This window comes from Zoogloea sp. 1C4, from assembly GCF_009469605.1.
Taxonomy (GTDB): domain Bacteria; phylum Pseudomonadota; class Gammaproteobacteria; order Burkholderiales; family Rhodocyclaceae; genus Zoogloea; species Zoogloea oryzae.
Map to the genome: position 1 here is coordinate 48,432 of NZ_SSXU01000010.1, position 26,266 is coordinate 74,697.

Consider the following 26,266-nt stretch of genomic DNA (forward strand, 5'->3'; position numbering starts at 1 on the left):
GCCCCCATGAATCACCCCGGCGATCGTCTCGGGCTCCTGTTCGCCGTGCTCGGCGCGGTGGGCTTCTCGTTCAAGGCCATCCTCATCAAGCTGGCCTACCCTTACGGCGTCGACGCCGTGACCCTGCTTGCCCTGCGCATGGGGCTGTCGCTGCCCTTCTTCCTGGCCCTGGGCTTTGCCGACGGCCGGCGCCGCCAGCACGCGAAGCTGTCGGGGCGGGATCTGGCGTTGATGGCCGGGCTGGGCTTTACCGGCTACTACATGGCCAGTTATCTGGATTTCCTCGGGCTGCAGTACATCTCGGCGGCGCTGGAGCGGCTGATCCTGTTTGCCTACCCCACCCTGGTGGTGGTGTTCTCGGCGCTGTTCCTGGGCAAGCCGATCACCCGCCGGGCGCTGGCCTGCATCGGGCTGTGCTACGCGGGCATCGCGCTGGCGGTGGCCCATGATCTCCACATCGCCGGCAGCGCCAGGGACGTGTGGATCGGCGGCGGGCTGGTGTTCGGCAGCGCGGTGTCGTATGCGCTGTACCTGATGGGCAACGGCCAGGCGGTGGTGCGCCTGGGCGCGGCGCGGGTGACCGCCTGGGCGAGCGCCATCGCCTGTGTGCTGTGCCTCGGCCACTTTGCCGCCACCCGGCCCCTGGGCCTGCTGCTGGTTCAGCCGGCGCCGGTGATGGGGCTGGCGGTGGCGATGGCGCTGTTCTCCACGGTGCTGCCGGTGTGGATGGTGTCGGAGGCGATCCGTCGCCTGGGCGCCGGGCCGGTGTCGCTGATCGGCACCCTCGGCCCGGTGGTGACGCTCTTCCTGGGCTGGCTGATCCTCGCCGAGCCGATCGGGCTGTTCCAGATCCTGGGCGGGGCGCTGGTGGTGTCGGGGGTGGTGCTGGTGGGTCGCAAGGGGCCGCGTTCATCTCGGGCTTGAACTGGGCTCCCTTCAGGGGGAGTGTACTCCGCCCGGAGATGAACAAGTTCAGGTCGGAGGGAAACCGGTTCAGGTTCGAGATGAACTTGTTCATCTTCGGGTTGAACCAGTTCAAGTTGGCGTTGAACTTCTTCATCTTTGACTTGAAGCGGTTCAAGTTTCGGATGAACCCGTTCAAGTCCAGGATGAACGAGTTCAAGTTTGAGATGAACCGGTTTAAGTCCGGGATGAACTCGTTCAAGTCCGAGGCGAACAAGTTCAGGTTGGAGGTGAACCCGTTCATCTCAAAGCTGAACTCGCTCCGCTTTCACCCCAACCCGCCTCGGGGCGCGGGTTTTCCGTAGCTGCGGCGGGTAGCCGCGGCATGCGATGCTTGGGCCATGGACATCGCCCAGCTCCGCCAGACCCTCGAACACGATGCGGTCGCCCTCGTCTTCATGAACGTGCTGCTCCAGCAGATCGGCCTGCCGGTGCCGGCGGTGCCGACGCTGCTGGTGGCCGGCAGCCTGGCGGCCAGCCCGTGGGCGCTGGGCAAGGTGCTGGCGGCGGCGATCCTCGCCTCGGTGATTGCGGATGCGATCTGGTATGCCGCGGGGCGGCGCTTTGGCTACCGGGTGCTGGCCGGGCTGTGCCGGTTGTCGATCAACCCGGCCTCGTGCGTGAGCCAGACGGAGGCGCGCTTCGTGCGCTGGGGGCTGTCGTCGCTGGTGGTGGCGAAGTTCGTGCCGGGTTTTTCGACCGTGGCGCCGCCGATCGCCGGGGCGCTGCGCATGGCGCGGATGGGTTTTCTGGTGGCGGCGGCGGTGGGCGCGGGTTTGTGGGCCGGGCTGGCGCTGGGCGCCGGGTGGTTGATGAAGGACACGGTGCAGGCCGTGATCGACGGGCTGGAGACCCACGCCGGCCGGGCGGTGGGGGTGGCGCTGGGGCTGGCGGCGCTCTGGCTGGGCTGGAAGCTGTGGCAGAAATACCGCTTCCGCCGCCTGCAGGTGCCGATGGTGACGCCGGCGGACCTGCTGGCCCAGATCGACGCCGGGGTGCGTCCGCTGATCCTCGATCTGCGCGGCGCCTCGATGGTGGCCGAGCTGGGCCCCGTCCCCGGCGCGTGGGTGGCCGAGCACGACAGGCTGGCGGATGTCCTCGGTGACTGGCCGAAGGACGCGCCCATCGTCACCCTGTGCGCCTGCCCCGAGGACGCCGGGGCTATCCAGGCGGCGCGGCGCCTGCTGGGCGAGGGTTATCTGTCGGTACGGGTGCTGGCCGGGGGTTATGAAGCCTGGCTCGCCGCCGGCGGGCTGGATCAGCCCGAACGCTAAACCGTCCAGGGCAGGGGCGGCGCGACGAGGCGCCGGGCTTCGCCGCCCTTTACCGGCCCGAAACGGGCGCTGTCCGCGTCTGCTCCACCTTCCCAATCCCGCTGGGCGCGGGCGATGGCGGCCTTGTCGTGGCCGACGAAATTCCACCACATGGTTACCGGCTCGCCGAAGGGCTCGCCGCCCACCAGCAGGATGCGGCTGCCGGCGGCGAGATCGAGGGTGATCCGCTCCCGCCCCGGCGGGATGTAGGCGAATTCGTCGGTGGCGAAGTGCTGGCCGCCGATGTCCATGCCACCTTCCATCGGCAGCAGGCCGTATTCGAAGCTCGGGTCGAGGGGCAGGGCGAGCTGCGCATCCTGGCTGGCGAGGAGGTCCATGCCCACCAGCGGGGTGTGGATGCGCGCGGGGGATTCGCGGCCGCCGAAGCGCCCGGCCAGCAGGGTGAGGGTGCAGCCGGCGTCCTGCCAGCGGGGCAGGTCCGGGTAGTGCTCGAAGGCCGGCGGGCAGTCGGCCAGCTCGGGCGGCAGGGCGATCCATAGCTGGGCGGCGTGGAGCCGACGGGCGCCGGGGGCGCTGTCTTCGGTGTGCACGATGCCGTGGCCGGCGGTCATCAGGTTGACCTGGCCGGGGCGGATCCACTGCTCGTGGCCCAGGCTGTCCCGGTGCAGCACTTCCCCGTCGATGAGCCAGGTGAAGGTCTGCAGGCAGGTGTGGGGATGGGCGCCCACGTGCATGCCGCCGCCGGGGGCAAAGTCCACCGGCCCGGCGTGGTCCAGAAAGCACCAGGCGCCCACCATGCGGCGCTGGCGGGTGGGCAGGGCGCGGCGGACGATCATGCCTTCGCCCAGGTCGGCGGCGCGGGGGAGGATCAGTTCGATCGGGCTCATGACGGCGCTCCGGGTTCAGGCAAGGGTGGTCTGCACGCGCACTTCGCCGGTCAGCAGCTTGTGCATCGGGCAGGCGTTGGCGATCTTCAGCAGCTGGGCACGCTGCTCGTCGGTGAGCTCGCCTTCGAGGAAGATCTGCCGGGTGATGTCGTTGCCGGCTTCGGGCTTGCCGTCGGGGTTGAGGGCGAGTTCGACGCGCACGCCGGTGAGGGGAATCTGCTTGCGGCTGGCCACCATGCGGATGGTGATCGCGGTGCACGCGCCGAGGCCGGAGAGGATCAGGCGGTCGGGGGGCGGGGCCGCGTTGCCGCCGCCCACGTCGGGTGGCTCGTCGGCCTGCCAGGTGTGGCCGAGGTCGTCGGTGAAGCTGACGAGGTAGGGTGTGTCGTGGAGAGTGGCGGTGACGGCGGGCGTTCCGGACATGGTGGCTCCCAGGTTGGCAGCCCGCCGGATGGGGGCCGTGTCCACTCCGACCGGCGCCGCCGGGCCGAGGTTCAGTCGGCGTCCAGCAGTGGGCGGGTGCGCCAGTCGAAGCGGATGGTGAGCATGCGGGCGACGAAGGCGATGCCGATGGTCGTCCAGGCGGCGACCTCGGCGGCCAGCCCGGCGGCGAGGGTGAGCCCCAGGAAGACGGCGCAGGCGAGCAGCACGATCAGCGCCGAGAACTGCCCCGGCTGCAGGATGAAGGGCACTTCGCGCACGATCATGTCGCGCAGCACGCCGCCGCCCACGCCACTCACGGCGCCCACCAGCACCACGCCGGGCAGCGGGATGGCGGCGCCGAGGGCGAGCTGCATGCCGACCACCGCGAAGGCCGGCGTGCCGAAGGCGTCGATGGTGTCCACCAGGCGGCTCACCACCGGCAGGTGGGCGATGCGCCGGCGCAGCAGTGCCACCAGCAGGGTGGCGGTGAGGATCAGCGGCAGGTAGACCTGATCGGTGAGCACCGGGGGCGTGCGCTGCAGGAAGACGCCGTCGCGCAGGATGCTGCCGCCCATGGAGGTGAGCAGCGCCAGCACGAACACCCCGACGATGTCCTGGCGTTTGCGCAAGGCCACCACAGCGCCCGACAGCGCCCACGCGAAGGTGGCGAGATAGTCGAAATAGACCGGGATCTGGAAGGCGCTGGCGGACATGGGGGCGAAGCTTACCCGGCAAAGACGAGCTGGTCGCGGCCGATGTCCTTGGCGCGGTACATGGCGTCGTCGGCGCTCTTCATGAGGCTCACGTCGTCGGCACCGTGCTCGGGGAAGATGCCGATGCCGATGGAGGCGGAGATGGAGAGCTCGCGGCCGTCGATGGCGAAAGGCTGGGCCAGAGCGGCGCGGATGCGGCCGGCCACCAGCTCGGCGTCGGTGCGGTCGTCGATGTGAGGGAGCAGCACCACGAACTCGTCGCCGCCGATGCGCGCCAGGGTGTCGGATTCGCGCAGGCAGTCGCGCATCCGGGCCGAGGCGGCCACCAGCAGCTGGTCGCCCACGGCGTGGCCGCAGGCGTCATTGACGTCCTTGAAATGGTCGAGATCCACAAACATCAGGCCGGCGCTGCCGCGGTCGCGCCGGGCGCGGGCGAGGGCGGCGCGCAGGCGGTCGGAGAACAGGGCGCGGTTGGGCAGCTGGGTGAGCGGGTCGTGCTGGGCCATGTGGCGCATGCGATCCTCGCTCTCGCGCAGTTCGCGGGTCATGGCCTGGGCGCGGGCGTGGGCGCGGGCCCGCCCGGTGACCAGCAGCCAGGTGAACAGCCCGAGCAGCACGCTGCCACATACCCCGGCCACCGCGATGATGTGCTCGGAGCGGCGGCTGTGGCGCTCCTCGAAGGTGGGCGTGGTGCGGATCTGCAGCGTCCAGCTGTGCTGGGGGAAGCTGATGTATTCGGTGGTGCTGAAGCGCGGCGGCGGCAGCTGGTCGGCACCCGGGTGGGATTCGAAAAGGAGGTTGTCGGGGGTGGCAACGGCGCCGTCGTGGATGCGGATCGCCACGCCAGGGATGCCTTCGCCGTAGAGGCTGGCCATCAGGTCGCGGATGCGGAAGGCGGTGTGCACCCAGCCGCGCAGCGCGGCCTGGCGGGCAGCGGGGCCATCCACGGGTAGGTTGCGGTCGTACACGGCCAGATAGATGGCCACGGCGGCGGGGCCGTCGGGCTGGTCGGTGAGCAGCTTGACCCGGGGGGTGATGGCGATCTCGCCGGAATCCCGGGCCTGCAGCATGGCTGCGCGGCGGGGCGGGTTGTCGAGGAGGTTGTAGCCGAGGATCGGGCGGTTGTCGGCGCTGTCCGGGGACACGTAGAGGATCGGCGCGGCTTTGCCCTCGCCCTGCCAGCGGGTGAACATGAAGGCCTGCAGGCCCGCGAACTCGGCACCCTGGGTGAGGGCATCCACGAAGGCGCTGAAGTTGTCGCGGCTCACGTGGTCGGAGGCGTCGAACAGCCCGCGGGCGGCGCGCAGCATCTGCTCGTAGTTGGCAACGCGCTGTTCGATGCGGGTGCTGGCGAGGCGCACGCTGAAGTCGAAGTCGGCACGCAGGTTGGCGTCGAGGCTCTGCCGCTCGTGCCACCACAGCCAGCCGACCACCGTCAGGGTGAACAACCCGACGGCGATGGGCAGCAGCAGATCGCGGAGTTGGCCGAGGGTCTTCAAAATCGTGTCATCTCCCGGGCGAGCTCGGGTTTGAAGTACTGGGCGAAGATCCGCTCGACGGTGCCGTCCTCGCGCATCTGGTCGATCAGCGCGCGCCAGCGGGCCTGATCGGCGGCCGGCACGGCCTGGCGCGACATGATCAGACCGTGGGGCACCGGCGGGTCGTCGAACTCGAGGATGGTGGTCTGCTCGCGCAGGCTGGCGCTCTCTACGGCGGGGTAGTCGAAGGGCTCGATGATCATGCCGTGGATCTGGCCGGCCAGCAGGTTCTCGTAGAGCGGGGCGAGCCCGGTGGCGTAGCTCACCCGCAGGCTGGCGTCGAGCGCGTCCACCAGCCGGTTGGCGCCGGGGTTATAGCGGAAACTGCGGATCGCGCCCAGGCGTAGCTGGGGGTTGCGGGGAAAGTCGGTGACCCGCTGGATGCCGGAATCTCGACGCACCAGCAGGTAATACTTGTTGGAGAAATACCAGGCAAAACCGGCAAAGCTGTCGCGGGTGGGATTGGAAATGCCCGACAGGCTGAAATCCAGCCCGCCGGATTCGATGAGCTGCCAGATGCGGGCGCGGGGCAGCACCACGACGTTGATCCGGCAGCCGCTGCGGCGGATGAGCTCGTCCGCGATGTCCTTGTCGATGCCCTTGCCGGTCTGGCGCGAATACAGCAGGCCGTGCTCGTGCAGGGCCAGCGTGTAGGCGCGGGAACAGTCGGGTCGGGTCGGGTCGCCGGCGAAGGCGTGCGGGCTGCTTGCCCCCGCCACGGCCAGCAAGGCCATCATGGCCAGCGGGGCAAAATGGCGCAGCAGGCTCTCGATTCTCACGGATCGCTCTCCGGGGGGTGAGTTCTTGTTATTGCGGTGCGCTTTCTCCGAATTCTAGGCGCGATTGGGGCCGTGCGTCCCTCCTTTGTCACAGGCCGAGTGCGACGATGGCCGGCGTGCTAAGTTCGGCGCTTTCCATGCACCAGGAGAGGGCATGTCTCCGAGTTTTCGCGCCGGGGCGCGGGTGGGTTTCCGGGCCTGTCTGCCGGTTTCGGTGGGGTTGGTTCCGTGGGCGCTGGTCACCGGGCTGGCGATGGTCGGCGCCGGTTTTTCCACCGCGCAGGCGATGGGCATGAGCCTGATCGTCTTTGGCGCCACCGCGCAGTTGGGCACCCTGCCGCTGATCGTGGCGGGGGCGCCCCTGTGGCTGATCGTGGCCACCGCGCTGGTGGTGAATCTGCGCTTCCTGATCTTCAGCGCGGCGCTGGCGCGGCCGCTGGCGGGTGGTCGCCCGGGCCTGCGCTGGCTGTGCGGTTATCTGCTCACCGACGGGGTGTTCGCCACCATGCTGGAGCGCCTGCGGACGGAGCCCGATCCGGCCTGGCGGCTGGGTGCCTATCTGGCGCCGTCCCTGTGGTGTGCGCTGGTGTGGCAGTCGTCCACCCTGGTGGGTGTGCTGGCGGCGGGGTCGATCCCGCGCAACTGGTCGCTGGAATTCATGGCCAGCATTGCATTGCTGGTGCTTCTGGTGCCGATGGCCCGGATGCGCCCGATGCTGGTCTCGGCGGCCACCGGCGGCGTGCTGGCGGTGGTGCTGCGGGGCATGCCCCTGAAGCTGGGGGTGATGGTGGCCATCGTGGGCGGCATCGCGGCGGGCTTTGCAGCGGAACACTGGCAGGGCCGGGAGGCGCGGCGATGAGCGACGACGCGGGCCTGTGGCTGATCTTCGTGCTGATCGGGCTGGCAACGACCTTGCCCCGGGCCAGCTTCATCGTGCTGGGCGAGCGGGCCAGTCTGCCCGACGTGGTGCAGCGGGCCCTGCGCTATGCGCCGGCGGCGGCGCTGGCGGCCATCGTGGTGCCCGACGTGGTGCTGGTGGCGGGGGCCGTGGAGGTGTTCAACCCCAAGCTGGGTGCGGCGATCGCTGCGGTGCTGGCAGCGCGCGCCTCGCGCAACCCGTGGCTGCCCTTTGTGGCGGGAATGGCGGCGTTGTGGGGGTTGCGCTGGGTGGCGGGCTGAGTGAGCTCAGTCGGCCTTGCGCCGGCTGGCCCACACCGCCATGCCGATGCCGGCGAGGATCATCGGGAGCGACAGCCACTGGCCCATGGACATGCCGAAGGTGAGCAGGCCGAGGAAGTCGTCCGGCTCGCGCCCGAATTCGGCAATGATGCGGAAGGCGCCGTAGCCGATCAGGAAGGCCGCCGACACCATGCCGCGGGGCCGCGGCTTGGCCGAGAACCACCAGAGGATGACGAACAGGGCGAGCCCTTCGAGGGCGAACTGGTAGAGCTGGGACGGGTGGCGGGGCAGGCCGTCCACCTGCGGGAAGATCATCGCCCAGGGCACGTCGGTGACGCGGCCGACGAGCTCGCCGTTGATGAAGTTGCCCATCCGCCCGGCGGCCAGGCCCAGGGGCACCAGCGGGGCGATGAAGTCGGTGACGGCCAGCCACGAGCGCTCGGTGCGCCGCCCGAACAGCCACATGGCCACCAGCACGCCCAGGAAGCCCCCGTGGAAAGCCATGCCGCCCTGCCAGACGGCGAGAATCTCGGCCGGGTTGGCCAGATAGTAGGCCGGCTTGTAGAACAGCACGTAGCCCAGCCGCCCGCCGAGGATCACCCCCAGCACGCCGTAGAACAGCAGGTCGTCGATCTGCTGGGGCGTCCAGCCCAGCTCGGGCCGGCGCTGGGCGTGGATGCGCCCGAGGACCACGAAGAGGATGAAGGCGAGCAGGTACATCAGGCCGTACCAGCGGACGGCGAGGGGGCCGATGGCAATGGCGATGGGATCGAACTGGGGATGGACGAACATGGGCTGGACTGGCTGCGGGTTGGATCAGGCGGTGAGAGCGCGCGGCGGCGGCGGGGTTCCCGCCACCGGGCCGGCAATCACTGGAACTGCTTGCGGAAGGCTTCGAATTCGTTGGTGAGCCATTCGAGCTGCTGGCGCAGGCGGCGGACTTCTTCTTCGAGTTCGCCCACTCGGCCGCCCCGGGGCGCCGCGCCGCCGGCCTCGGCGTCGAAGGCGTGCTGGGGGATCGCCGCTTCGCCCGACAGCAGGTGGGCGTAGCGGGCTTCCTTGGTGCCCGGGGCCTTGGGCAGCTGCATGGCGAGCTGCTTGTCGTCGAGGCGTTCGAGGATCTCCTCGACCTCGGTCGGGCTGCCGAAGGCGTGCATGCGTTCGCAGCGGGCGCGGATCTCGCCGACGGTCTGGGGGCCGCGCAGCATCAGGATGGCCAGCACGGCCTGCATCGGCGGGGTGAGGGAGTGGCGCAGGCGGATCTGATGTTCCCACTTGGGAACGCGGGCGCCGGCCTGGTGGCGCTGGCTGACGAGGCCGCGCTCGGTGAGGCGGTCGAGGGCCGCGAGCACGGCGGATTCGGAGAGGCTCATCACCGGTTCGCGGCCGGTGAGCTGGTTGCACCCGGTGACCAGCGCATTGACCGACAGGGGGTAGGTGTCGGGGGTGACGAAGGCCTTTTCGATGAGCACGGCGAGGACGCGGACTTCAAAGTCGTCGAGGTCGAAGCCGGCGGGGGTGTCGGAGGGGGCAGTGTCGGTCATGGCGAGCTTCCGGGGGCGGACGAGGGCGCAATCATAGCCGACCGGTGTGGTCGGCCCGATGACAGCAGCCCGGGGTGGGGATCAGGTGGCGCCGTGGCATTTCTTGTACTTGCGGCCGCTGCCGCAGGGGCAGGGGTCGTTGCGGCCGACCTTGGCTTCCTCGCGGCGCACCGGTTCGCGGATGGCGCCCAGCGGAATCGGACGCAGAGCGACGGGCGGCAGGTGGAAGATCTCGGGCCAGTCGGCGATCTCGTGGGCCACGTCGTCGATCAGCCCGTGCCCGACGCGGCGCAGGGCGGCGATGCGTTCGGCGGCGGGGCGGTTGATGTCGGCCTCGATGTCGGCGGGGTCGGCGAAGGTTTCGTCCACCAGCCCGGCGGCGAACCATTCGTGGATGGCCGGCAGGTAGTCGGTGGCGCCCAGGTCGGCCAGGTGGGTGACGACCAGGTCGAGGAGCTGGATGTCGGCGCTGGTGTCCTGGTTTCCGCGCAGAGCTTCGGCCTGGCGGGCGCCGAAATCGGCGAGGAAATCGGCCACCGGCGCGGCGGGGGCGCGGTGTTCGACGGCGGCGAGGGTGAGCGCTTCCAGCGCCGCCGAGCGGGCCCAGGCGCTGGCGTCGGCGTCGTCGGCGAGGGTGGTGAGCGGGGCGATGTCGCCGTCGCAGGTGGAGGCCAGCGCGCGGCCGTAGCTGGCGTGACCAAGCTGGCCGAACACGGCGTCGATGGCGGCTTCGTCCAGGTGGCCGAGTTCGGCCAGCGGGGCGTAGGCGCGGCTGTCGCGCCAGCGGGCGAGGAGCAGCATCGCGTAGAGGTGCAGCACGTAGCCGTCGGCTTCGGCGGCGGCGGGATCGGCGGCGATGCGCTGGAGCTCGGCCACCAGCTGCGGGGCGAGTTCGTCCCGGTGGGCGTCGGCCTCGGCGAGGGCGGCCAGCGGCACGCTGCCGGTGAAGGTTTCGAGCTGCGGGCGGAGGGCGGACCAGATGTCGGACATGACGGACTTTCAGGGCTTCGCCAGGAGCTTGGCGAGGTAGCGGCCGGTGTGGCTCGCGGGGTTGGCGGCGAGGGTTTCGGGCGTGCCGGTGCCGACCACCGTGCCGCCGCCGTTGCCGCCTTCGGGGCCCATGTCGATGAGCCAGTCGGCCGTCTTGATGACGTCGAGGTTGTGCTCGATGACCACCACGGTGTTGCCGTGGTCGCGCAGGCGGTGGAGGACGGTGAGCAGCATCTCGATGTCGGCGAAGTGCAGGCCGGTGGTGGGCTCGTCGAGGATGTACAGGGTGCGGCCGGTGTCGCGCTTGGAGAGCTCCAGCGCCAGCTTGACCCGCTGGGCCTCGCCGCCGGAGAGCGTGGTGGCGCTCTGGCCGAGGCGGATGTAGCCGAGGCCGACCTGCATCAGGGTGTCGAGCTTGCGGGCGACCACCGGCACGGCGTTGAAGAAGTCCAGCGCCTGCTCGACGGTCATCTCGAGCACTTCGTAGATGGTCTTGCCCTTGTAGCGGATCTCCAGGGTTTCGCGGTTGTAGCGCTTGCCGTGGCAGATGTCGCAGGGGACGTACATGTCGGGCAGGAAGTGCATCTCGACCTTGATCATGCCGTCGCCCTGGCAGGCCTCGCAGCGCCCGCCCTTGACGTTGAAGCTGAAGCGCCCCGGGCCGTAGCCGCGGGCCTTGGCCTCGGGCACGCCGGAGAACAGGTCGCGGATCGGGGTGAGCAGGCCGGTGTAGGTGGCCGGGTTGGAGCGGGGCGTGCGGCCGATGGGGCTCTGGTCGACGTTGATGATCTTGTCGAAGTGGTCGAGCCCTTCGATGCCCGCGCAGGGGGCGGCCTCGACGTTGCTGCCGTTGAGGTGGCGGGCCACGTGGGCGTAGAGGGTGTCGTTGATGAGGGTGCTCTTGCCCGAGCCCGACACGCCGGTGACGCAGGTGAACAGCCCTACCGGAATCTCGACGCCGACCGACTTGAGGTTGTTGCCGGTGGCGCCTTCGATGCGCAGCACGCGCTCCGGGTCGGCCGGGTGGCGGCTGGCCGGCACGGCGATGGAGCGGGTGCCGGAAAGGTAGGCGCCGGTGAGGGAATCCGGGTGGGCGGCCACGTCTTCGGGCTTGCCTTCGGCGATCACCTGGCCGCCGTGCACGCCGGCGCCGGGGCCCATGTCCACCACGTAGTCGGCCATCCGGATGGCGTCCTCGTCGTGCTCGACGACGATCACCGTGTTGCCCATGTCGCGCAGGCGGCGCAGGGTTTCGAGGAGGCGGTCGTTGTCGCGCTGGTGCAGGCCGATGGAGGGCTCGTCGAGCACGTACATCACGCCGGTGAGGCCGGAGCCGATCTGGCTGGCGAGGCGGATGCGCTGGGCTTCGCCGCCCGAGAGGGTGTCGGCGGAGCGGTCGAGGGACAGGTAGTCCAGCCCCACGTTGATGAGGAACTGCAGCCGGCTGGATATCTCGCTGACGATCTTCTCGGCCACCTGGGCACGCTGGCCGGTCATGTTGAGGCCGTCGAAGAAGGCCTTGCAGTGGGCCAGCGGCAGGCGGCTGACCTCCGACAGGTTGCGTTCGCCGATCAGCACGTAGCGCGCCTCGGTGCGCAGGCGGGTGCCGTGGCAGCTGGGGCACGGGCAGTTGGCCCGGTACTTGGCGAGCTCCTCGCGCACGGCGAGGGAGTCGGTCTCGCGGTAGCGGCGTTCGAGGTTGGGGATGATGCCTTCAAAGGCGTGCTCCTTGAGCACCGCCTTGCCGCCGTCGGCGAGATAGCGGAAGGCGATCTTGTCGCGGCCGGAGCCGTGCAGCACCACGTGGCGGATCTGCGCCGGCAGCCCCTCGAAGGGCGTGTCGATGTCGAAGCTGTAGTGGTCGGCGAGGCTGGCGAGGAGCTGGAAGTAGAACTGGTTGCGGCGGTCCCAGCCGCGGATGGCGCCGGAGGCCAGCGACAGGTCGGGGTGGATCACGACGCGATCCGGATCGAAGAACTCCACCTGCCCGAGGCCGTCGCAGCGGGGGCAGGCGCCCATCGGGTTGTTGAAGGAGAACAGCCGCGGTTCGAGCTCGGCCAGCGCAAAGCTGCACACCGGGCAGGCGAACTTGGCGGAAAAAAGGTGCTCGGTGCCGGTGTCCATCTCGACGGCGATGGCGCGGCCTTCGGCGTGGGTGAGGGCGGTCTCGAAGGATTCGGCGATGCGCCCGCGCAGGTCCTGGCGCACCTTGAGGCGGTCGACGACCACTTCCACGTTGTGGCGGCGGTTCTTGTCGAGGGCCGGCATGGCGTCGATCTCGTGCACCACGCCATCCACGCGCACCCGCACGAAGCCCTGGGCGCGCAGCTCGGAGAACAGGTCGGCCTGCTCGCCCTTGCGGCCGGAGATCACCGGCGCGACGATCATCAGCTTGGTTTCTTCGGGCAGGGCCAGCACGGCGTCGACCATCTGGGAGACGCTCTGGGCCTCCAGCGCGTGCTCGGGGTGATCCGGGCAGTGGGGCGTGCCGGCGCGGGCGTAGAGCAGGCGCAGGTAGTCGTGGATCTCGGTGACGGTGCCGACGGTGGAGCGCGGGTTGTGGCTGGTGGCCTTCTGCTCGATGGAGATCGCCGGCGACAGGCCTTCGATCAGATCCACGTCGGGCTTTTCCATCAGCTGCAGGAACTGCCGCGCGTAGGCCGACAGGGATTCCACGTAGCGGCGCTGGCCCTCGGCGTAGAGGGTGTCGAAGGCCAGGGAGCTCTTGCCCGACCCGGACAGGCCGGTGATCACCGTGAGCCGGTTGCGCGGAATGTCGAGGGCGATGTTCTTGAGGTTGTGGGTGCGGGCACCGCGGATTCGGATGGCGTCCATGGGGCGTTCGGGGTTTGGGCAACCTGTTAATATACGCCTCTTGCCCCTCCCCACGCAGCACGTTTCATGGCTTCCTCCGACAACGACAAGATGAGCCCGGCCGAACGCCGCGCCGGCCTTTCGCTGGCCGCGATCTTCGCGCTGCGCATGCTCGGCCTGTTCCTGATCCTGCCGGTGTTCGCGGTCCACGCCCACGGCATGCCCGGTGGCGACAACACCGCACTGGTCGGCATGGCCATCGGCGCCTACGGCCTCACCCAGGCCTTCCTGCAGATTCCCTTCGGCGCCGCCTCCGACCGCTTCGGCCGCAAGCCGGTGATCGTCGTCGGCCTGCTGCTGTTCGTGATCGGCAGCGTGGTCGCCGCCATGGCCCAGGACGTGCAGACGGTGGTCGTCGGTCGCGTGCTGCAGGGCGCCGGCGCGATCTCGGCGGCGGTCACCGCGCTGGCGGCCGACCTCACCCGCGACCAGCACCGCACCAAGGTGATGGCGATGATCGGCTCGTCGATCGGGCTGGTGTTTGCGGTGTCGATGGTGGCCGCGCCGCTCCTCTACGCGGTGATCGGCATGAGCGGGCTGTTCTGGCTCACCGCCGCGCTGGCCGTGGCGGCGATCTTCACCATCATCTTCATTGTGCCCGCCGCGCCGCCGGTGCCGCGGGCCGTGGGGCGCTTCAGCGAAGTGCTCGCCAATGGCCAGCTGATGCGCCTCAACTTCGGCGTGTTCGCCCTGCACCTGATGCAGACCGCCATGTGGGTGCTGGTGCCGGCCGGGCTGGTGGCCGCCGGGCTGCCCATCGCCGAGCACTGGAAGGTCTACCTGCCGGCGGTGCTGCTGTCTTTCGTGGTGATGGTGCCGGCGATCATCGTGGCCGAGAAGCGCGGCAAGATGAAACAGGTTTTCAACGCCGCGATCGGCCTGCTGCTGGTGGTCCAGATCGGGCTTTACGTGGAAGGCAGCGCCGGGATGTGGCCGCTGGCGATCCTGCTGACGCTGTTCTTCGTGGCGTTCAACGTGCTGGAGGCCACCCAGCCGTCGTGGATTTCCAAGATCGCCCCGGCCCACGCCAAGGGTACGGCGCTGGGTGTGTACAACACGCTGCAGTCCGTCGGGCTGTTCGTCGGCGGCGCCCTGGGCGGCTGGCTGGCCCAGCACGTGGGCCCCGGCGCGGTGTCGCTGCTGGGCTGCGGGCTGGCCGTGGCGTGGCTGATCCTCGCCAGCGGCATGGCGCCGCCCCCGGCCCGTCGCGTGGCCGCCGCGGCCTGACCGCCCCAACCGAATTTTTCAGGAGAGACATATGGCTTCGGTCAACAAGGTGATTCTTATCGGCAACCTGGGCAAGGATCCCGAAACCCGCTACGCCCCGAGTGGCGACGCGATCTGCAACATCACGCTGGCCACCACCGACAACTGGCGCGACAAGGCCACCGGCGAGAAGCGCGAGGCCACCGAATGGCATCGCGTGGTGTTCTTCGGCAAGCTCGCCGAGATCGCCGGCCAGTACCTGCGCAAGGGGAGCCAGGTGTACGTGGAAGGCTCGCTGCGCACCCGCAAGTGGCAGGACAAGGACGGCCAGGATCGTTACACCACCGAGATCCGCGCCGACGAGATGAAGATGCTCGGCAGCCGTCAGGGCATGGGCGGCGGCGACGCACCGGCCCGCAATGAAGGCAGCTACGGCGGCGGTGGTGGTGGCAGCCGCGATGCGGGTGGTTATGGCGGTGGCGGCGGTGGTGGTGGTTACGGTGGCGGGGCGCCCGCGCCGAGCGCACCCCCGGCCCCGAAGAAGCCGGCTGGCGGTGGTGGATTCGGCGATTTCGACGACGACATTCCGTTCTGATCCGGCGCCTGCCGGGCCGGTTTTCCCGACAGCGTGGCATCACCTGCCACGCTGTTCTGTTTTTTGGCGTCTGTGTTCACGCCCTGCCGGCGCCTAGCGGTCATGCGGTTCTTGCCGTGTCGCCGGGCCAAGCTGCTACACTTTAGTTATAGATCAACCGCCGCCGGCCAGTTCCGCCTGTAGCGGGAGGCATTAGGTTTTATTGTTTTGTCCGGTGAACAATCTGGCTTGTAAAAGAGATTTTGTTTGCTATTGTTGTTCAATCCGGGGTGGTGATTTAGTGTAATTACTGATTTTGATAAAGAAGGGTGTTTGATTACACTCTTCGGGTCTCGTCAGCAGTCTGCCAGAATCGTTCCCCTGGGGTCGGATCCGGTAGCGAGCCCCGAATGACAAAACCGTTACCATCCCTTGAATCGTTTGTTCTTTTCTCCCGATTGACTCATGGCCGTCACGCCCGAAACGCCTGAAAAGGAATATTGCAGTACTTCCGAAGCCGCCCAGCGTCTTGGATTGTCTTTGGGTACCGTCCAGCAGATGGTCGAAAACGGCCAGCTGGAGGGTTGGAAGACGGCTGGCGGGCATCGGCGCATCCGTGTCAGCTCGATCGAGGAGTTCCGCGCCCGTTCGATGGCCGGCAGCCCTCAGAGCCAGCCACGCCCGGCGGCCAACAGCCTTCAGGTGCTGGTGGCCGAGGATGACCGCATCCTGCAGAAGCTCTACGAGCACACCCTGTCGTCATGGGGCCTGCCGCTGCAGATCCGCCTGGTGTCCAGCGGTATCGATGGTCTGCTGGAGATTGGCCGCGTGCCGCCCGATCTGCTCATCACCGACTTGCGCATGCCCGGCATCGACGGTTTTGAGATGATCCGCCGCCTGCGCGCCGACCCCCAGCTCCAGGAGCTCGACATCGTGGTGGTCAGCGGCCTCACCGAGGACGAGATCCTCGAGAACGGTGGCCTGCCTCCGGACGTCATCTTCTACAGCAAGCCGGTGCCTTTCCGCGAGCTGAAGGGCTATGTCCAGGCCAAGATAATGGCCATGCAGCGCCGCGGTCGAGCGGCCTGATCGTCCTGTCTTCCAGACGGCCGGCTTTTGCCGGCCGTTTTCTTTTGGGCGCTTGTCATGGCCCGTCTGTCATTGCCCTCCACCCCTTCTCCGGCGCTCCGCGGATGCCGCTCGCTGAAAATGTCGACTCAGTCCGTGACATTTTCCCGATCCGTTAGCGTCAGGTGCGTAATAGCGCACGTCAAAATATTCATCTGATTTATAAAATTTCGTTAAATCGCACGTCGCCGTGGATAAGTTCTCCAGGCGCATATCGTGATCAATGTGAAATTTATCGACATATAACGATTGCGTGTGAATTTATAAAAACTGCATTGGTTTTTATAAAAATGAAGTTTTGTGAGCCGGGTGCGCGGCAGGCGGTTTCTGTCCGGATCGGCTCTTCATCCGATGTGCCTCAAAAGCAGGTGAGAGAATGTTGCGCAGTGAACAGATCCGTTGGTCCATGCCAGACAGCCTGTGTTCCGTTCCGGATGAGGGCGGAAAATGGGGCGCGAGCGATCCGGTTACGGAGGCTGCGATCACCGGTGCCGCGTTGGTGCGGCATCTGGAGGATTTCCGTTTTGCCAGCCTGCGGGCGCTGCGTCAGCTGCACCGGGCGCTGGGCGCCGATCGGGTCGCCATCGGCCTCATTGCGGCGGATGGCCACAGCATCCACGAGGAGCTCGCGTGGGCGGGTGGCTTTGGCCGCTGTGGCGAGTCCGAGCGGGTGATCTCGTGCGAGGCCTTCGCGGCGGAGATGAGCGCCTGGCTGGCGACCCGCAGCTGCATGCTGGAGGTGGAGATCGATGCGCTGGCGCCGGTGTGGCACGAGCTGTCCTGTGACCACCTGATGCTGGTGCGTGGCGGGCGCGTGGTCGAAGGCCGCGGGCAGGTGGCGCTGGTGGTGCAGATGCGTAACCCGGCGCGGCTGGCGGACGGCGCCGATCACGCCATGGCGCTGCTGCTGGACGAGTACGGCCGTCGCCGTCAGGCGGTCAGGGCGTAAGCGCCAGATCCCCGGCCAGCTGGCGCCAGTGCGCTGGCGTCGGGTTGGCAAGGCAGTTGGCGAGCCATTGCCGGGCTGCCTTCAGATTGTGTTCGGCCGCCTCGCTGAGGGGCGCGCCGAGTTCGAAGGATTCCCCTCTCACGCACAGCACGAAGGCCGGTGGTGGCGGCGTCTGCCGCACGTCCCGGAAGACCTGCAGCACGGCGGCAGGGTCGAGGGCGTGGCTGCTCACCGCGCGGCTGGCGCGGGGCTGGATCTCCGCAAAGGTGAAGGGCGCCGCTGTGCCGGTGCCCGCGTCGATGAAGAGCGCCAGCGCGGCGCCGTCGAGATCAAGGGCGTGCTCTACCTGCAGCTGAAAGTCCTCCACCAGCCGCACGCCGGGCCGGGCCGCGGCTTCGAGTTCCGCCATCAACCGCGGGCCGAGGGCGTCGTCACCCCGCGACGGGTTGCCGACCCCGAACACCACCACGTTCATCTCCAGCCTCAGCTGCCGCTCGAGGCGCGATCCACCAGCGCGCCGTCCGCACCCACCAGCTCGACCGCCAGGGGCATCTTGCCGAGCGCGTGGGTGGCGCACGACAGGCATGGATCGAAGGCGCGGATGGCGACTTCGATGTGGTTCAGCAACCCTTCGGTGAGCTGGCGGCCGTCGAGATAGCGGCGGGCCACCTGACGCACCGCTTCGTTCATCGCCTGGTTGTTGTGGGTGGTGGAGACGATGAGGTTGCAATAGCTCACCAGATCGTCGTCGTCCACCCGGTAGTGGTGGATCAGCGTGCCGCGGGGCGCCTCGATGATGCCGACGCCTTCGCGGCCGCGGGCGCCTTCGGCCATACGCTCGCCGGCGAGGATGTCCGGGTCGTCGAGCAGATCGCGGATCACCTCGGCGGCGTGGAGCATCTCGATCATCCGCGCCCAGTGGTAGGCCAGGGGGGCGTGGATGGGCTCGCCCTCGCCGTGGTCGACGAAGGCCTGGCGCTCGGCTTCGGCCAGCGGGCTGGGGATGAAGTCGCAGTTCTGCACCCGCGCCAGCGGGCCAACCTTGTACCAGCCCTTGGCGGGGCCGAGGGCCTCGACGTACGGGAACTTCATGTAGCTCCAGCTCTTCACCTCTTCGCGCAGATGCACGTCGTAGTCAGCGCAGGGCACGCCGTCGCGCACGATAAGGCCGCGGGCGTCGCGCAGGCGCAGCACGCCGTCGTAGAGGTCGAGGGCGCCATCGGCCCGCACGAGGCTCAGCATGTGGCTGCGGAACAGCCCGAACTCGTCGTACAGCGCGCCGTTGGTCTCGTGGAGCTTGCGGGCGAGATGCACTGCGTCGCGGCTCCAGGCGATCATCTGGTCGGCGTCGGCGCGCAGCAGGTCGCGGTCTTCACGGCTCACCAGCTTGTTCACTCCGCCGGGGATCGCGCCGGTGCCGTGCACCCGCTTGCCGGCGGTGATGCGGATCACCTCCTGACCGAACTTGCGCAGCAGCACGCCCTGGCGTGCCACCTCGGGATACGCGGCCGCCACGCCGACGATGTTGCGCTGCTGCACCGGCGATTCGAACCCGAACAGCAGGTCTGGCGACGACAGGTGGAAGAAGTGCAGGGCGTGGGATTGCAGGATCTGGCCGTAGTGCATCAGGCGGCGGATCTTCTCGGCGCTGGCGGTGATCGCCGTTGCGCCCACCACCGGGTCGAGCGCCTTGGCGGCGGCCAGGTGGTGGCTCACCGGGCAGATGCCGCACAGGCGTTGCACCATCACCGGGACTTCCCAGTACGGCCGGCCCTGGATGAATTTCTCGAAGCCGCGGAACTCCACGATGTGCAGCCGCGCTTCCTTCACGTGGCCGGCGTCGTCGAGGAGCAGGGTGACCTTGCCGTGCCCTTCGACCCGCGAGACGGGATCAATGGCAACCCGGCGGAGGTTTTCGCGGTTGGCGGCGGTTTCCAGTTCGAAGCTCATGGGGGCTCCTTTGGAGCAGTGAGGAGTAAGGCGTGAGGCGTGAGGAGGACTTCTTTGAGCCTTGTGCGCTGGCGATCGTCAGCGCAAAGCGTTCGGGCGCGGCCTCCTCACTTCTTGCTCATGTCTCCTCGCCGCCCCTCAATCGTAATGCAGCAACCCGCCCGTCAGCCGCGGGGTGCGGCCAGCGATCAGGTCGGTGAGGAATTTCCAGATCGCCGGGCCCGAGGGCGGGCAGCCGGGGATGAAGTAATCGACGCGCACCACCTCGTGGATCGGCCGCACCTTATCGAGGGGCAGCGGCAGTTCCGGGTCGTTGGGGATCTGGCCGTTCTCGACGCCGGGGCGGAACTGATAGACCTCGCGCAGGCATTCGGACAGCGACAGGTGGTTGCGCTGGGCCGGCAGGCCGCCGGTGACGGCACAGGCGCCCAGGGCGATCAGCGTCTTGCAGTTGCGGCGAAACTCGCGCAGCACGTGCACGTTCTCGGAATTGCACACGCCGCCTTCGATCAGGCCGATGTCGCAGGGGCCCACGTCCTTGATGTCGGTGAGGGGCGAGCGGTCGAATTCGATGAGCTCCACCAGCTCGAACAGGTGCTCGTCGATGTCGAGGAAGGACATGTGGCAGCCGAAGCAGCCGGCGAGCGAGGTGGTGGCGACACGTAGCTTGCGGGGGACGGGCGTGGTCATGACTCCTCCTTCAGCGTCTCGGTGCTGATCTGCGTGCCGTCGAAGCTGCGTTCGCCGATGGGCACCGCAAAGCCCGTGCGCTTGGGCAGGATCACGCCCACCGGGCAGATGTTCGCGGCGCGGTCGTCCTTGGTGAAGTCGGTGTCGGCCAGGCGGCCGGATTCGGCATTGACCACCAGATGCTTGTCGATGCCGCGGCCGGTGAGGGCGAACACCGACTTGCCGTCGATGTCGCGGCTGGCGCGCACGCACAGCTCGCAGAAGATGCAGCGGTTGAAGTCCAGCAGCACGTCCGGGTGCGAGGCGTCCACCGGGCGGTCCGGGAAGAAGTGCCGGAAGCGCGGGGTGAGCATCTCGTACTCGTAGCCCAGCGCCTGCAGCTCGCAGTTGCCGCTCATCTCGCAGGACGGGCAGAAGTGGTTGCCCTCGACGAACAGCATCTGCAGGATGCCGCGGCGCTCGCCGTTCATCTCGGGGGTGTTGCTCTCCACCTCGGCGCCGTCCTTGGCGGGCGTGGCGCAGGCCGAGACGTGCCGGCCGGCGCTCTTCACCACGCACAGCTTGCAGCTGCCGTGGGGCGGCAAATCCTTGTGCCAGCACAGGCTGGGGATGTAGTGGCCGGCGGCGCGGGCGGCTTCGAGGATGGTCTGGCCGTCTTCAAACGGGATGGGCTGGCCGTCGAGGAGAAACTGTTTCATTGCGCATCCTCCTCATGGGTCTTCAGGTGGGCGCCGGGGTCGTCCCGGGCGGTGAGCTGGCGGGCTTCGGCCAGTGCGGCGTCGAGATCGAAGGCCGGCTCGAAATCCAGCGACACCAGCCGCCGCTCGTAGGCCGGGCGGAACTTCTGCAGGGTGTCGATCACCGGATTCGGCGCCGCGCTGCCGAGGCCGCAGTGGCTGGCGTTCTTGAGCAGGCGGTCGAGCCACTCGATGTCGTTGAGATCGGCCCGGGCGCCGTGGCCGTCGGCCAGCTTGTCCATGAAGCCCTTGAGCAGCGAGGTGCCGACCCGGCACGGGGTGCAGAAGCCGCAGCTCTCGTGGGCGAAGAAATGGACGAAGGCGCGGGCCACGTCGAACAGGTCGCGGGTGCCGTCGAAGACCATGAAGGCGCCGGCGGTGGGCACGTCTTCGTAGGCGATGTGGCGGTGGAACTCGTAGTTGGCGAGGCAGATGCCCGCCGCGCCGCCCACCTGCACGGCCTGGGTGTCGCTGGCGCCGCAATCTTCGAGGATGCGGGTGATGGGCACGCCGAAGGGGTATTCGTAGATGCCCGGCGCGGCGCAGTCGCCTGAGATGGACAGCAGCTTGGTGCCGGTGGATTGGGCGGTGCCGGTGTCGGCGAAGGCTTCGCCGCCGTAAAGGGCGATGAGGCAGGTCTTGGCGTGGGTCTCGACGTTGTTCACCGCCGTCGGCCGGCCGAGGTAACCCTTGACCACCGGGAAGGGCGGGCGGATGCGCGGGGTGCCGCGCTTGCCCTCGAGGGATTCGATGAGCGCAGATTCCTCGCCGCACACGTAGGCGCCGGCGCCCAGGTGGATCTGGATGTCGAAGTCGAAGCCCGGCGTGCCGAGGATGGCGGTGCCGAGGAGCCCGGCCTCGCGCCGGCGGGCCAGCGCGGCTTCGAGCTGCGGGCGCAGGTAGCGGTACTCGCCGCGCAGGTACAGGAAGCCTTCGCTTGCGCCGATGGCCCAAGCGGCGAGGGTCATGCCCTCGAAGACCAAGTCGGCATAGCTGTTGAGGAGCACGCGATCCTTGAAGGTGCCGGGTTCGCCTTCGTCGGCGTTGCACACGATGACCTTGTCGGCGCCCGGCGCGTTGCGGGCGCTCTCCCACTTCACCGCGGTCGCAAACCCGGCGCCACCCCGACCGCGCAGGCGCGAGGCGCGCACCTCGTCGAGCCAGCCGTCGCGGCCGCGGGCGATGGCGGCGCGGAGGGCGTCGCCCGGCGGCATCTGGAGATCCAGCAGGGCGTCCTTGCGGCGGATGTTGTCGTCCACCCGGAAGTACTCCGCCGGCCACAGATCAAGCGGGCGCTGCTGGCGGATCAGTTCGGCGATCTCGTTGATGCGCCGGTGGCTCAGCTGCCCGATGGCGAGGCCATTGACGAGGATCGCCGGCCCCTGGTCGCACAGGCCGGTGCAGGAGGTGGTGGCCACGCTCACCAGGCCGTCTTCCGACAGCTTGCCGGGCTCGACCCACAGCTTGCGGCACAGGGCGTCCATCAGCCCGTCGTTGCCGAGCATGCGGTCGGTGATGTTGTCGGAGAACAGCACCCGGTAGCGACCGACGGGCCGGGTGTACAGGAAGCTGTAGAAGCCGGCGACACCTTCGACCCGGGCGCGGGGGATGCCGAGGGCGGCGGCGATGTGGGTGAGGGTCGGGGCCGGCAGCCAGCCGGCCAGATCCTGGGCGTCGATGAGGATCTGCAGCAGGCGGGTCGGGTTGTGCTGGTGTCGCTGCAGTACGCCGTCAAGGTCGACCGGCGCGGCGAGGGGAGTGGTGGGCACGGACGTCTCCTGCGGGAGTCACGTCACGAGTATGCGCCCGGAAAGCCACGCTGGTTTGAGCTAGATCAGAAAATGCTGTTAGATCAGGTGTTTACGCTGCGGCGCAGCAATTTGAGCTGGGGGAAGACGCGGGGGCTCGCCGCGGCCACCAGCAGGGTGACGAGGCCGCCGCCGACCACTGCCGCCACCGGCCCGGCGAGGGCCGCGAGGAGGCCGGATTCGAGGGCGCCCAGCTCGTTGGACGAGCTGATGAAGACGCGATTCACCGCGCCGACCCGGCCGCGCAGGGCATCCGGCGTGGCCTGCTGGATCACCGTCTGGCGGATCACCACGCTGATGCTGTCGAGCCCGCCCAGCAGCGCCAGCGCCACCAGCGACAGGGGGAAGGACGTGGAGAGCCCGAAGACGACGGTCATCAGCCCGAAGCCGCCCACTGCGCCGAGGAACAGCCGGGCGTCCAGCGCCACGCCGAAGCGGGCGATCAGCAGCCCGGCGGTGGCGGCGCCCACGGCGGGCGCGGTGCTGAGGATGCCCAGCCCGGCGGGGCCGACCTGCAGGATGTCCTTGGCGTAGATCGGCAGCAGGGCCACCGCGCCGCCAAATAGCACGGCCACCAGATCGACGCTCATCACCGCCAGCAGCAGGCGGGTGCGCCAGACGTGGGTGAAGCCGGCCAGCACCTCGGCCAGCCGGCCGGCGCCAACCGTGGCGGGCTGGCCCCGGGAGCGCTGCCGGATGGCAAGCGTGGCGCCGAGGGCGATGAGGGTGAGCGCGCAGTTGGCGGCGTGGATCGGCAGGGCCGAATGGAAGGCCGCGAGCACCATGCCGGCCACCGCCGGGGCGGCCATCGAGGCCACCTGATGCAGCGACGACGCCAGCGCGATGGCGGGCGCGAGCTGGCCCGGAGGGACCAGCGCGGGCATCAGCGCATCCCGCGCGGGGCGGTTGAGGATTTGGGCGCAGCCGGAGACGACGAGCGCGGCGTAGGTCCAGCCGACACTCAGGTGCAGCCCCGCAGCCAGCGCCAGCAGCAGGGTGGCGCTGGCAGTGAGGACGAGGCTGGCGACGATCACCCTGCGCCGCTCGAAGCGGTCGGCCACGTGCCCGGCGGGCAGGAAGAAGATCAGGATCGGCAGGAACTGGGCGACGCCGACGAGGCCCAGGGCCATCGGCGAGCCGGTCTGCTCATACACCGACCAGCCCACCGCCACGCCCTGCCCGAAATGGACAATGGCGCCGATGACGCTGATCAGCAGATAGAGCTTGAAATCCCGGGGCAGGCCCGGGCGTGGATGAGCGCTCACGGGGCGTCAGGCCACCGCGCGGGCGATGCGGGCGAGGCCTTCTTCAAGCCGATTCGGCGGGCAGCCGAAGTTGAGGCGCACGAAGCCCGGCAGGCCGAAATCCTTGCCGTCCGAGAGGCCGATGCCGTGGGCTTCGAAGTGGGCTGCGGCGTTGGCGATGCCGCGCGCCTGGAGGAAATCCCGGCAGTCGATCCACGCCAGGTAGGTGGCCTCGATGGGCGTGGTGGCGAGGCCGGGGAGGGCTTCGATCACCTCGACCACCCGCGCGGCGTTGACCCGCAGGGTGTCGATGAGGGCTTCGCGCCAGGGGCCGCAATCCCGGTAGGCGGCCTCGGTGGCGGTGAGGCCGAGCACATTCACGTGGGGCACGATGCCGGCCATCGCGCGCTTGTAGCGGGCGCGGAGCGCGGCGTCCGGGATGATCGCGAAGGCGCAGTAGAGGGCCGGGATGTTCCAGGTCTTGGAGGGCGCCATCAGGGTGATGGTGCGCCGGGCCACGGATTCGTCCAGCGCGGCGATGGGAATGTGGGGCGTGGCCGGATCGAGCACCAGGCCGCAGTGGATCTCGTCGGAGCAGATGACCAGGTCGTGGCGTTCGGCAAGCTGGGCGATGCGGCCCAGTTCGTCCCGGTTGAACACCCGGCCGACCGGGTTGTGCGGGTTGCACAGCATGAAGAGGCGCACGCCGTCGGCCACGGCGGCTTCGGTGGCGGGCCAGTCCCATTCCCAGCGCGTGCCGTTCTGTACCAGCGGCGTGGTGACGAGGCGACGATCCGAATGAGCCGGAGCGTGGAGGAAGGGCGGATACACCGGCGTGGCGGTGAAGATGCCGTCGCCGGGCTGGCCGACGGCCCGCGCGGCAATGTTGAAGCCGGTGACGACACCCGGCAGCCACACCAGCCAGTCTGGCTCGATGCGCCAGCCGTGGTCGCGGGCGATGCCTTCGATCACCGCCTCAAGCACCGACGGCCACGGGTCGGCGTAGCCGAATACGCCATGGTCGAGGCGGGCGCGCAGGGCGTCCAGGGCCGGCGGCGGGGCGGCGAAATCCATGTCGGCGACCCACATGGGGATCACGTCGCGGCCGGCGTAGCGGCGCCATTTGATGCTGTCGGAGCCGGCGCGGTCGGGGCCGGTGGAGAAGTCGAAGGGGCTCACGCGGGGTTCTGCCGGAGGATGAAAGGAGGCCAGTGTAAACGGCCCGCGGGGGCGGACGCGAACGTCGGCCCCCGCGGGTGGATGCGAGCGGCGCTCAGCCTTCCAGGTGCTGGAACAGCACGGTGGAGAGATAGCGCTCGCCGAAGGACGGGATGATGACCACGATCAGCTTGCCGGCGTTCTCGGGGCGCTCGGCCACCTGCAGCGCGGCCCACACGGCGGCGCCCGAGGAGATGCCGACCAGCAGGCCTTCATCCTTGGCGAGGCGGCGGGCGGTGTCGAGGGCCGCGTCGTTGGGCACCTGCACCACTTCGTCGTAGACCGTGGTGTTGAGGATGCCCGGCACGAAGCCGGCGCCGATGCCCTGGATCGGGTGCGGGCCGCGCGCGCCGCCCGACAGCACCGGGCTGGCGGCGGGCTCGACGGCCACGACCTTGACGCCCGGCTTCTTCGCCTTGAGGGTTTCGCCGACACCGGTGACGGTGCCGCCCGTGCCCACGCCAGCCACGAAGATGTCCACCTGACCATCGGTGTCGGCCCAGATTTCCTCGGCGGTGGTGGCCCGGTGGATGGCCGGGTTGGCGGGGTTGTCGAACTGCTGCGGGATGAAGTAGCGGCTGTCAGCGGCGGCGAGCTCCTCGGCCTTCTTGATCGCGCCGGGCATGCCTTCAGGGCCCGGGGTGAGGATCAGGTCGGCCCCGTAGGCCTTGAGCAGCAGCTTGCGCTCGCGGCTCATGGTTTCGGGCATCACGAAGGCGCACTTGTAGCCGCGGGCGGCACAGACCATCGCCAGGCCGATGCCGGTGTTGCCGGAGGTGGGTTCGAGCACGATGGTGTCGGGCTTGATCTTGCCGGCGGCTTCGGCGGCGTCGAGCATCGCCACGGCGATGCGGTCCTTCACGCTGTGGGCCGGGTTGAAGAACTCCAGCTTGAGGGCGACGGTGGCGCCGCTGGCGGGGGCCAGACGGTTCAGCTTGACCAGCGGGGTGTTGCCGACCAGCTCGGCGACGTTGTTGGCGATGCGCATTGTGGTTTTCCTTCCCGGTATGGCGTTCAATCACTAATTAATTCTAGTGTTACTTGATCCGGATCAATAGCTGAAATTGGAATAAGCAAAGCACGGGTTGCGGCGGCGATCAAAGCCGGCGGATCTTTTCGAGCAGCGATGTGGTGGAGCGCTGGTGCTCGAAGGGGATGGAATGCACGCTGCCGCCCCGGGCGAGGGTTTCGGGCGCGCCGACGATGCGATCGACCGGCCAGTCGCCGCCCTTGACCAGCACGTCGGGCTGACATTCGAGGATGCGGGCGATGGGCGTGTCCTCGTCGAACCAGGTGACCAGATCGACGCAGCCCAGGGAGGCCATCACCGCCAGGCGGTCTTCGAGGGTGTTGATCGGGCGGTCATCGCCCTTGCCCTGGCGACGCACCGAGGCGTCGCTGTTCAGGGCCACCACCATCGCAGCGCCCAGCGCCCGGGCCTGGCCCAGGTAGGTGACGTGGCCCCGGTGCAGGATGTCGAAGCAGCCGTTGGTGAACACTAGCGGGCGCGGCAGGGTCGCGACGCGGGCGGCGAGCTGGTCGGGCGGGCAGATCTTGGATTCGAAGCTTGGTGCGGGATACATGGTCGGGCGTGGGAG

At 68.8% G+C, this 26,266-nt stretch carries 26 protein-coding genes and 2 pseudogenes; 9 read left to right on the plus strand and 19 right to left on the minus strand.

The window, feature by feature from the left end; genetic code table 11:
- Window positions 1–6 precede the first annotated feature (6 nt).
- From GH681_RS13365 to GH681_RS13375, 3 genes are read left to right on the plus strand one after another with little or no spacing between them, the layout of a single operon-like run.
- Window positions 7–924: a DMT family transporter gene (locus tag GH681_RS13365; RefSeq protein ID WP_153161948.1), complete on the plus strand. Its 918-nt coding sequence runs from the start codon at window positions 7–9 to the stop codon at window positions 922–924.
- A complete protein-coding gene (locus GH681_RS13370) occupies window positions 921–1,268 on the plus strand; it encodes a hypothetical protein (RefSeq protein WP_153161949.1) in 348 nt (115 codons plus the stop codon). Before GH681_RS13365 ends, GH681_RS13370 begins: the two co-directional genes overlap by 4 nt.
- Before the next feature lie 36 nt (window positions 1,269–1,304).
- On the plus strand, window positions 1,305–2,237 hold the full coding sequence (locus GH681_RS13375) for a VTT domain-containing protein (RefSeq protein ID WP_153161950.1): 933 nt from the start codon (window positions 1,305–1,307) through the stop codon (window positions 2,235–2,237).
- On the opposite strand, the gene GH681_RS13380 is transcribed toward GH681_RS13375, so the two are convergent.
- From GH681_RS13380 to GH681_RS13400, 5 genes are all read right to left on the minus strand, one after another.
- Window positions 2,234–3,124 carry a pirin family protein gene (locus GH681_RS13380; protein ID WP_153161951.1) on the minus strand — a complete coding sequence of 297 codons (891 nt, stop codon included), beginning with the start codon at window positions 3,122–3,124 and terminating at the stop codon, window positions 2,234–2,236. The genes GH681_RS13375 and GH681_RS13380 overlap by 4 nt on opposite strands.
- 15 nt (window positions 3,125–3,139) lie before the next feature.
- The gene (locus GH681_RS13385) at window positions 3,140–3,547 is read right to left on the minus strand and encodes an OsmC family protein (RefSeq protein WP_153161952.1); all 408 of its coding nucleotides are present in this window, start codon (window positions 3,545–3,547) and stop codon (window positions 3,140–3,142) included.
- Between the two features lie 71 nt (window positions 3,548–3,618).
- Entirely contained in the window at window positions 3,619–4,260 is a 642-nt protein-coding gene (locus tag GH681_RS13390) for a trimeric intracellular cation channel family protein (RefSeq protein ID WP_153161953.1), read from the minus strand.
- A gap of 11 nt (window positions 4,261–4,271) precedes the next feature.
- Window positions 4,272–5,759 (minus strand): diguanylate cyclase, encoded by a 1,488-nt coding sequence (locus tag GH681_RS23705; RefSeq protein WP_228111903.1) that lies wholly within the window; start codon window positions 5,757–5,759, stop codon window positions 4,272–4,274.
- Window positions 5,756–6,577, minus strand: a complete 822-nt coding sequence (locus GH681_RS13400; RefSeq protein ID WP_228111904.1) for an ABC transporter substrate-binding protein — start codon at window positions 6,575–6,577, stop codon at window positions 5,756–5,758. Before GH681_RS13400 ends, GH681_RS23705 begins: the two co-directional genes overlap by 4 nt.
- A 154-nt stretch (window positions 6,578–6,731) precedes the next feature.
- Here GH681_RS13400 and GH681_RS13405 point away from each other — a divergent pair, with 154 nt between their 5' ends.
- Both GH681_RS13405 and GH681_RS13410 read left to right on the plus strand, forming a co-directional pair.
- On the plus strand, window positions 6,732–7,436 hold the full coding sequence (locus tag GH681_RS13405; RefSeq protein ID WP_153161954.1) for an AzlC family ABC transporter permease: 705 nt from the start codon (window positions 6,732–6,734) through the stop codon (window positions 7,434–7,436).
- Complete coding sequence (locus GH681_RS13410; protein WP_153161955.1) at window positions 7,433–7,756, plus strand: AzlD domain-containing protein; 324 nt, start codon at window positions 7,433–7,435, stop codon at window positions 7,754–7,756. The genes GH681_RS13405 and GH681_RS13410 overlap by 4 nt, the downstream gene beginning before the upstream one ends.
- A 6-nt stretch (window positions 7,757–7,762) precedes the next feature.
- Here GH681_RS13410 and lgt read toward each other — a convergent pair whose 3' ends face one another.
- The 5 genes and pseudogenes from lgt to uvrA all read right to left on the minus strand — a co-directional run bounded on the left by lgt (window position 7,763) and on the right by uvrA (window position 13,125).
- Entirely contained in the window at window positions 7,763–8,548 is a 786-nt protein-coding gene (gene lgt / locus GH681_RS13415; protein ID WP_153161956.1) for a prolipoprotein diacylglyceryl transferase, read from the minus strand.
- Between the two features lie 77 nt (window positions 8,549–8,625).
- Window positions 8,626–9,300 (minus strand): YceH family protein, encoded by a 675-nt coding sequence (locus tag GH681_RS13420; protein ID WP_153161957.1) that lies wholly within the window; start codon window positions 9,298–9,300, stop codon window positions 8,626–8,628.
- 81 nt (window positions 9,301–9,381) lie between these two features.
- A pseudogene (locus GH681_RS24135) lies at window positions 9,382–9,480 on the minus strand (SEC-C metal-binding domain-containing protein); the annotation flags it as partial.
- A 60-nt stretch (window positions 9,481–9,540) separates the two neighbouring features.
- Window positions 9,541–10,290, minus strand: a pseudogene (locus GH681_RS13425) (DUF1186 domain-containing protein); the annotation flags it as partial.
- A gap of 9 nt (window positions 10,291–10,299) precedes the next feature.
- Window positions 10,300–13,125: an excinuclease ABC subunit UvrA gene (gene uvrA / locus GH681_RS13430; RefSeq protein WP_153161958.1), complete on the minus strand. Its 2,826-nt coding sequence runs from the start codon at window positions 13,123–13,125 to the stop codon at window positions 10,300–10,302.
- Window positions 13,126–13,215: 90 nt separating this feature from the next.
- Between uvrA and GH681_RS13435 the strand changes: the two genes are divergently transcribed.
- From GH681_RS13435 to GH681_RS13450, 4 genes are all read left to right on the plus strand, one after another.
- A complete protein-coding gene (locus tag GH681_RS13435) occupies window positions 13,216–14,391 on the plus strand; it encodes an MFS transporter (protein WP_153162040.1) in 1,176 nt (391 codons plus the stop codon).
- Between the two features lie 31 nt (window positions 14,392–14,422).
- The gene (ssb, locus tag GH681_RS13440; protein WP_153161959.1) at window positions 14,423–14,965 is read left to right on the plus strand and encodes a single-stranded DNA-binding protein; all 543 of its coding nucleotides are present in this window, start codon (window positions 14,423–14,425) and stop codon (window positions 14,963–14,965) included.
- Window positions 14,966–15,409: 444 nt separating this feature from the next.
- Window positions 15,410–16,033 carry a response regulator gene (locus GH681_RS13445; RefSeq protein WP_153161960.1) on the plus strand — a complete coding sequence of 208 codons (624 nt, stop codon included), beginning with the start codon at window positions 15,410–15,412 and terminating at the stop codon, window positions 16,031–16,033.
- Window positions 16,034–16,448: 415 nt separating this feature from the next.
- Window positions 16,449–17,021: a hypothetical protein gene (locus GH681_RS13450; RefSeq protein ID WP_153161961.1), complete on the plus strand. Its 573-nt coding sequence runs from the start codon at window positions 16,449–16,451 to the stop codon at window positions 17,019–17,021.
- On the opposite strand, the gene GH681_RS13455 is transcribed toward GH681_RS13450, so the two are convergent.
- The 9 genes from GH681_RS13455 to rfaE2 all read right to left on the minus strand — a co-directional run bounded on the left by GH681_RS13455 (window position 17,011) and on the right by rfaE2 (window position 26,251).
- On the minus strand, window positions 17,011–17,496 hold the full coding sequence (locus GH681_RS13455; protein ID WP_194271236.1) for a hydrogenase maturation protease: 486 nt from the start codon (window positions 17,494–17,496) through the stop codon (window positions 17,011–17,013). The two genes, GH681_RS13450 and GH681_RS13455, sit on opposite strands and share 11 nt — an antisense overlap.
- Window positions 17,497–17,504: 8 nt before the next feature.
- The gene (locus tag GH681_RS13460; protein WP_153161962.1) at window positions 17,505–18,971 is read right to left on the minus strand and encodes a Ni/Fe hydrogenase subunit alpha; all 1,467 of its coding nucleotides are present in this window, start codon (window positions 18,969–18,971) and stop codon (window positions 17,505–17,507) included.
- A 138-nt stretch (window positions 18,972–19,109) separates the two neighbouring features.
- Entirely contained in the window at window positions 19,110–19,661 is a 552-nt protein-coding gene (locus tag GH681_RS13465; protein ID WP_153161963.1) for an NADP oxidoreductase, read from the minus strand.
- The gene (locus GH681_RS13470; protein ID WP_153161964.1) at window positions 19,658–20,359 is read right to left on the minus strand and encodes a 2Fe-2S iron-sulfur cluster-binding protein; all 702 of its coding nucleotides are present in this window, start codon (window positions 20,357–20,359) and stop codon (window positions 19,658–19,660) included. The genes GH681_RS13465 and GH681_RS13470 overlap by 4 nt, the downstream gene beginning before the upstream one ends.
- Complete coding sequence (locus GH681_RS13475; RefSeq protein WP_153161965.1) at window positions 20,356–22,167, minus strand: NAD(P)H-dependent oxidoreductase subunit E; 1,812 nt, start codon at window positions 22,165–22,167, stop codon at window positions 20,356–20,358. The genes GH681_RS13470 and GH681_RS13475 overlap by 4 nt, the downstream gene beginning before the upstream one ends.
- Window positions 22,168–22,250: 83 nt before the next feature.
- Window positions 22,251–23,471 (minus strand): MFS transporter, encoded by a 1,221-nt coding sequence (locus GH681_RS13480; RefSeq protein ID WP_153161966.1) that lies wholly within the window; start codon window positions 23,469–23,471, stop codon window positions 22,251–22,253.
- A gap of 6 nt (window positions 23,472–23,477) precedes the next feature.
- On the minus strand, window positions 23,478–24,629 hold the full coding sequence (locus tag GH681_RS13485) for a MalY/PatB family protein (RefSeq protein ID WP_153161967.1): 1,152 nt from the start codon (window positions 24,627–24,629) through the stop codon (window positions 23,478–23,480).
- A 94-nt stretch (window positions 24,630–24,723) separates the two neighbouring features.
- Window positions 24,724–25,656: a cysteine synthase A gene (gene cysK, locus GH681_RS13490; RefSeq protein ID WP_153161968.1), complete on the minus strand. Its 933-nt coding sequence runs from the start codon at window positions 25,654–25,656 to the stop codon at window positions 24,724–24,726.
- 109 nt (window positions 25,657–25,765) lie between these two features.
- Window positions 25,766–26,251, minus strand: a complete 486-nt coding sequence (gene rfaE2 / locus GH681_RS13495; RefSeq protein ID WP_153161969.1) for a D-glycero-beta-D-manno-heptose 1-phosphate adenylyltransferase — start codon at window positions 26,249–26,251, stop codon at window positions 25,766–25,768.
- Between the last annotated feature and the right edge of the window lie 15 nt (window positions 26,252–26,266).

What these genes read in the sequence shown, in the direction of transcription:
- GH681_RS13450 (WP_153161961.1), top strand. Translation starts at nt 16,449, where the DNA reads ATGTTGCGCAGTGAACAGATCCGTTGGTCCATGCCAGACAGCCTGTGT.
- GH681_RS13420 (WP_153161957.1), bottom strand. Translation starts at nt 9,300, where the DNA reads ATGACCGACACTGCCCCCTCCGACACCCCCGCCGGCTTCGACCTCGAC.
- GH681_RS13385 (WP_153161952.1), bottom strand. Translation starts at nt 3,547, where the DNA reads ATGTCCGGAACGCCCGCCGTCACCGCCACTCTCCACGACACACCCTAC.
- GH681_RS13390 (WP_153161953.1), bottom strand. Translation starts at nt 4,260, where the DNA reads ATGTCCGCCAGCGCCTTCCAGATCCCGGTCTATTTCGACTATCTCGCC.
- GH681_RS13375 (WP_153161950.1), top strand. Translation starts at nt 1,305, where the DNA reads ATGGACATCGCCCAGCTCCGCCAGACCCTCGAACACGATGCGGTCGCC.
- rfaE2 (WP_153161969.1), bottom strand. Translation starts at nt 26,251, where the DNA reads ATGTATCCCGCACCAAGCTTCGAATCCAAGATCTGCCCGCCCGACCAG.
- uvrA (WP_153161958.1), bottom strand. Translation starts at nt 13,125, where the DNA reads ATGGACGCCATCCGAATCCGCGGTGCCCGCACCCACAACCTCAAGAAC.
- GH681_RS13465 (WP_153161963.1), bottom strand. Translation starts at nt 19,661, where the DNA reads ATGACCACGCCCGTCCCCCGCAAGCTACGTGTCGCCACCACCTCGCTC.
- GH681_RS13410 (WP_153161955.1), top strand. Translation starts at nt 7,433, where the DNA reads ATGAGCGACGACGCGGGCCTGTGGCTGATCTTCGTGCTGATCGGGCTG.
- cysK (WP_153161968.1), bottom strand. Translation starts at nt 25,656, where the DNA reads ATGCGCATCGCCAACAACGTCGCCGAGCTGGTCGGCAACACCCCGCTG.
- GH681_RS13470 (WP_153161964.1), bottom strand. Translation starts at nt 20,359, where the DNA reads ATGAAACAGTTTCTCCTCGACGGCCAGCCCATCCCGTTTGAAGACGGC.
- GH681_RS13405 (WP_153161954.1), top strand. Translation starts at nt 6,732, where the DNA reads ATGTCTCCGAGTTTTCGCGCCGGGGCGCGGGTGGGTTTCCGGGCCTGT.
- GH681_RS13435 (WP_153162040.1), top strand. Translation starts at nt 13,216, where the DNA reads ATGAGCCCGGCCGAACGCCGCGCCGGCCTTTCGCTGGCCGCGATCTTC.
- ssb (WP_153161959.1), top strand. Translation starts at nt 14,423, where the DNA reads ATGGCTTCGGTCAACAAGGTGATTCTTATCGGCAACCTGGGCAAGGAT.
- GH681_RS13380 (WP_153161951.1), bottom strand. Translation starts at nt 3,124, where the DNA reads ATGAGCCCGATCGAACTGATCCTCCCCCGCGCCGCCGACCTGGGCGAA.
- GH681_RS13460 (WP_153161962.1), bottom strand. Translation starts at nt 18,971, where the DNA reads ATGAGCTTCGAACTGGAAACCGCCGCCAACCGCGAAAACCTCCGCCGG.
- lgt (WP_153161956.1), bottom strand. Translation starts at nt 8,548, where the DNA reads ATGTTCGTCCATCCCCAGTTCGATCCCATCGCCATTGCCATCGGCCCC.
- GH681_RS13455 (WP_194271236.1), bottom strand. Translation starts at nt 17,496, where the DNA reads ATGAACGTGGTGGTGTTCGGGGTCGGCAACCCGTCGCGGGGTGACGAC.
- GH681_RS13445 (WP_153161960.1), top strand. Translation starts at nt 15,410, where the DNA reads ATGGCCGTCACGCCCGAAACGCCTGAAAAGGAATATTGCAGTACTTCC.
- GH681_RS13365 (WP_153161948.1), top strand. Translation starts at nt 7, where the DNA reads ATGAATCACCCCGGCGATCGTCTCGGGCTCCTGTTCGCCGTGCTCGGC.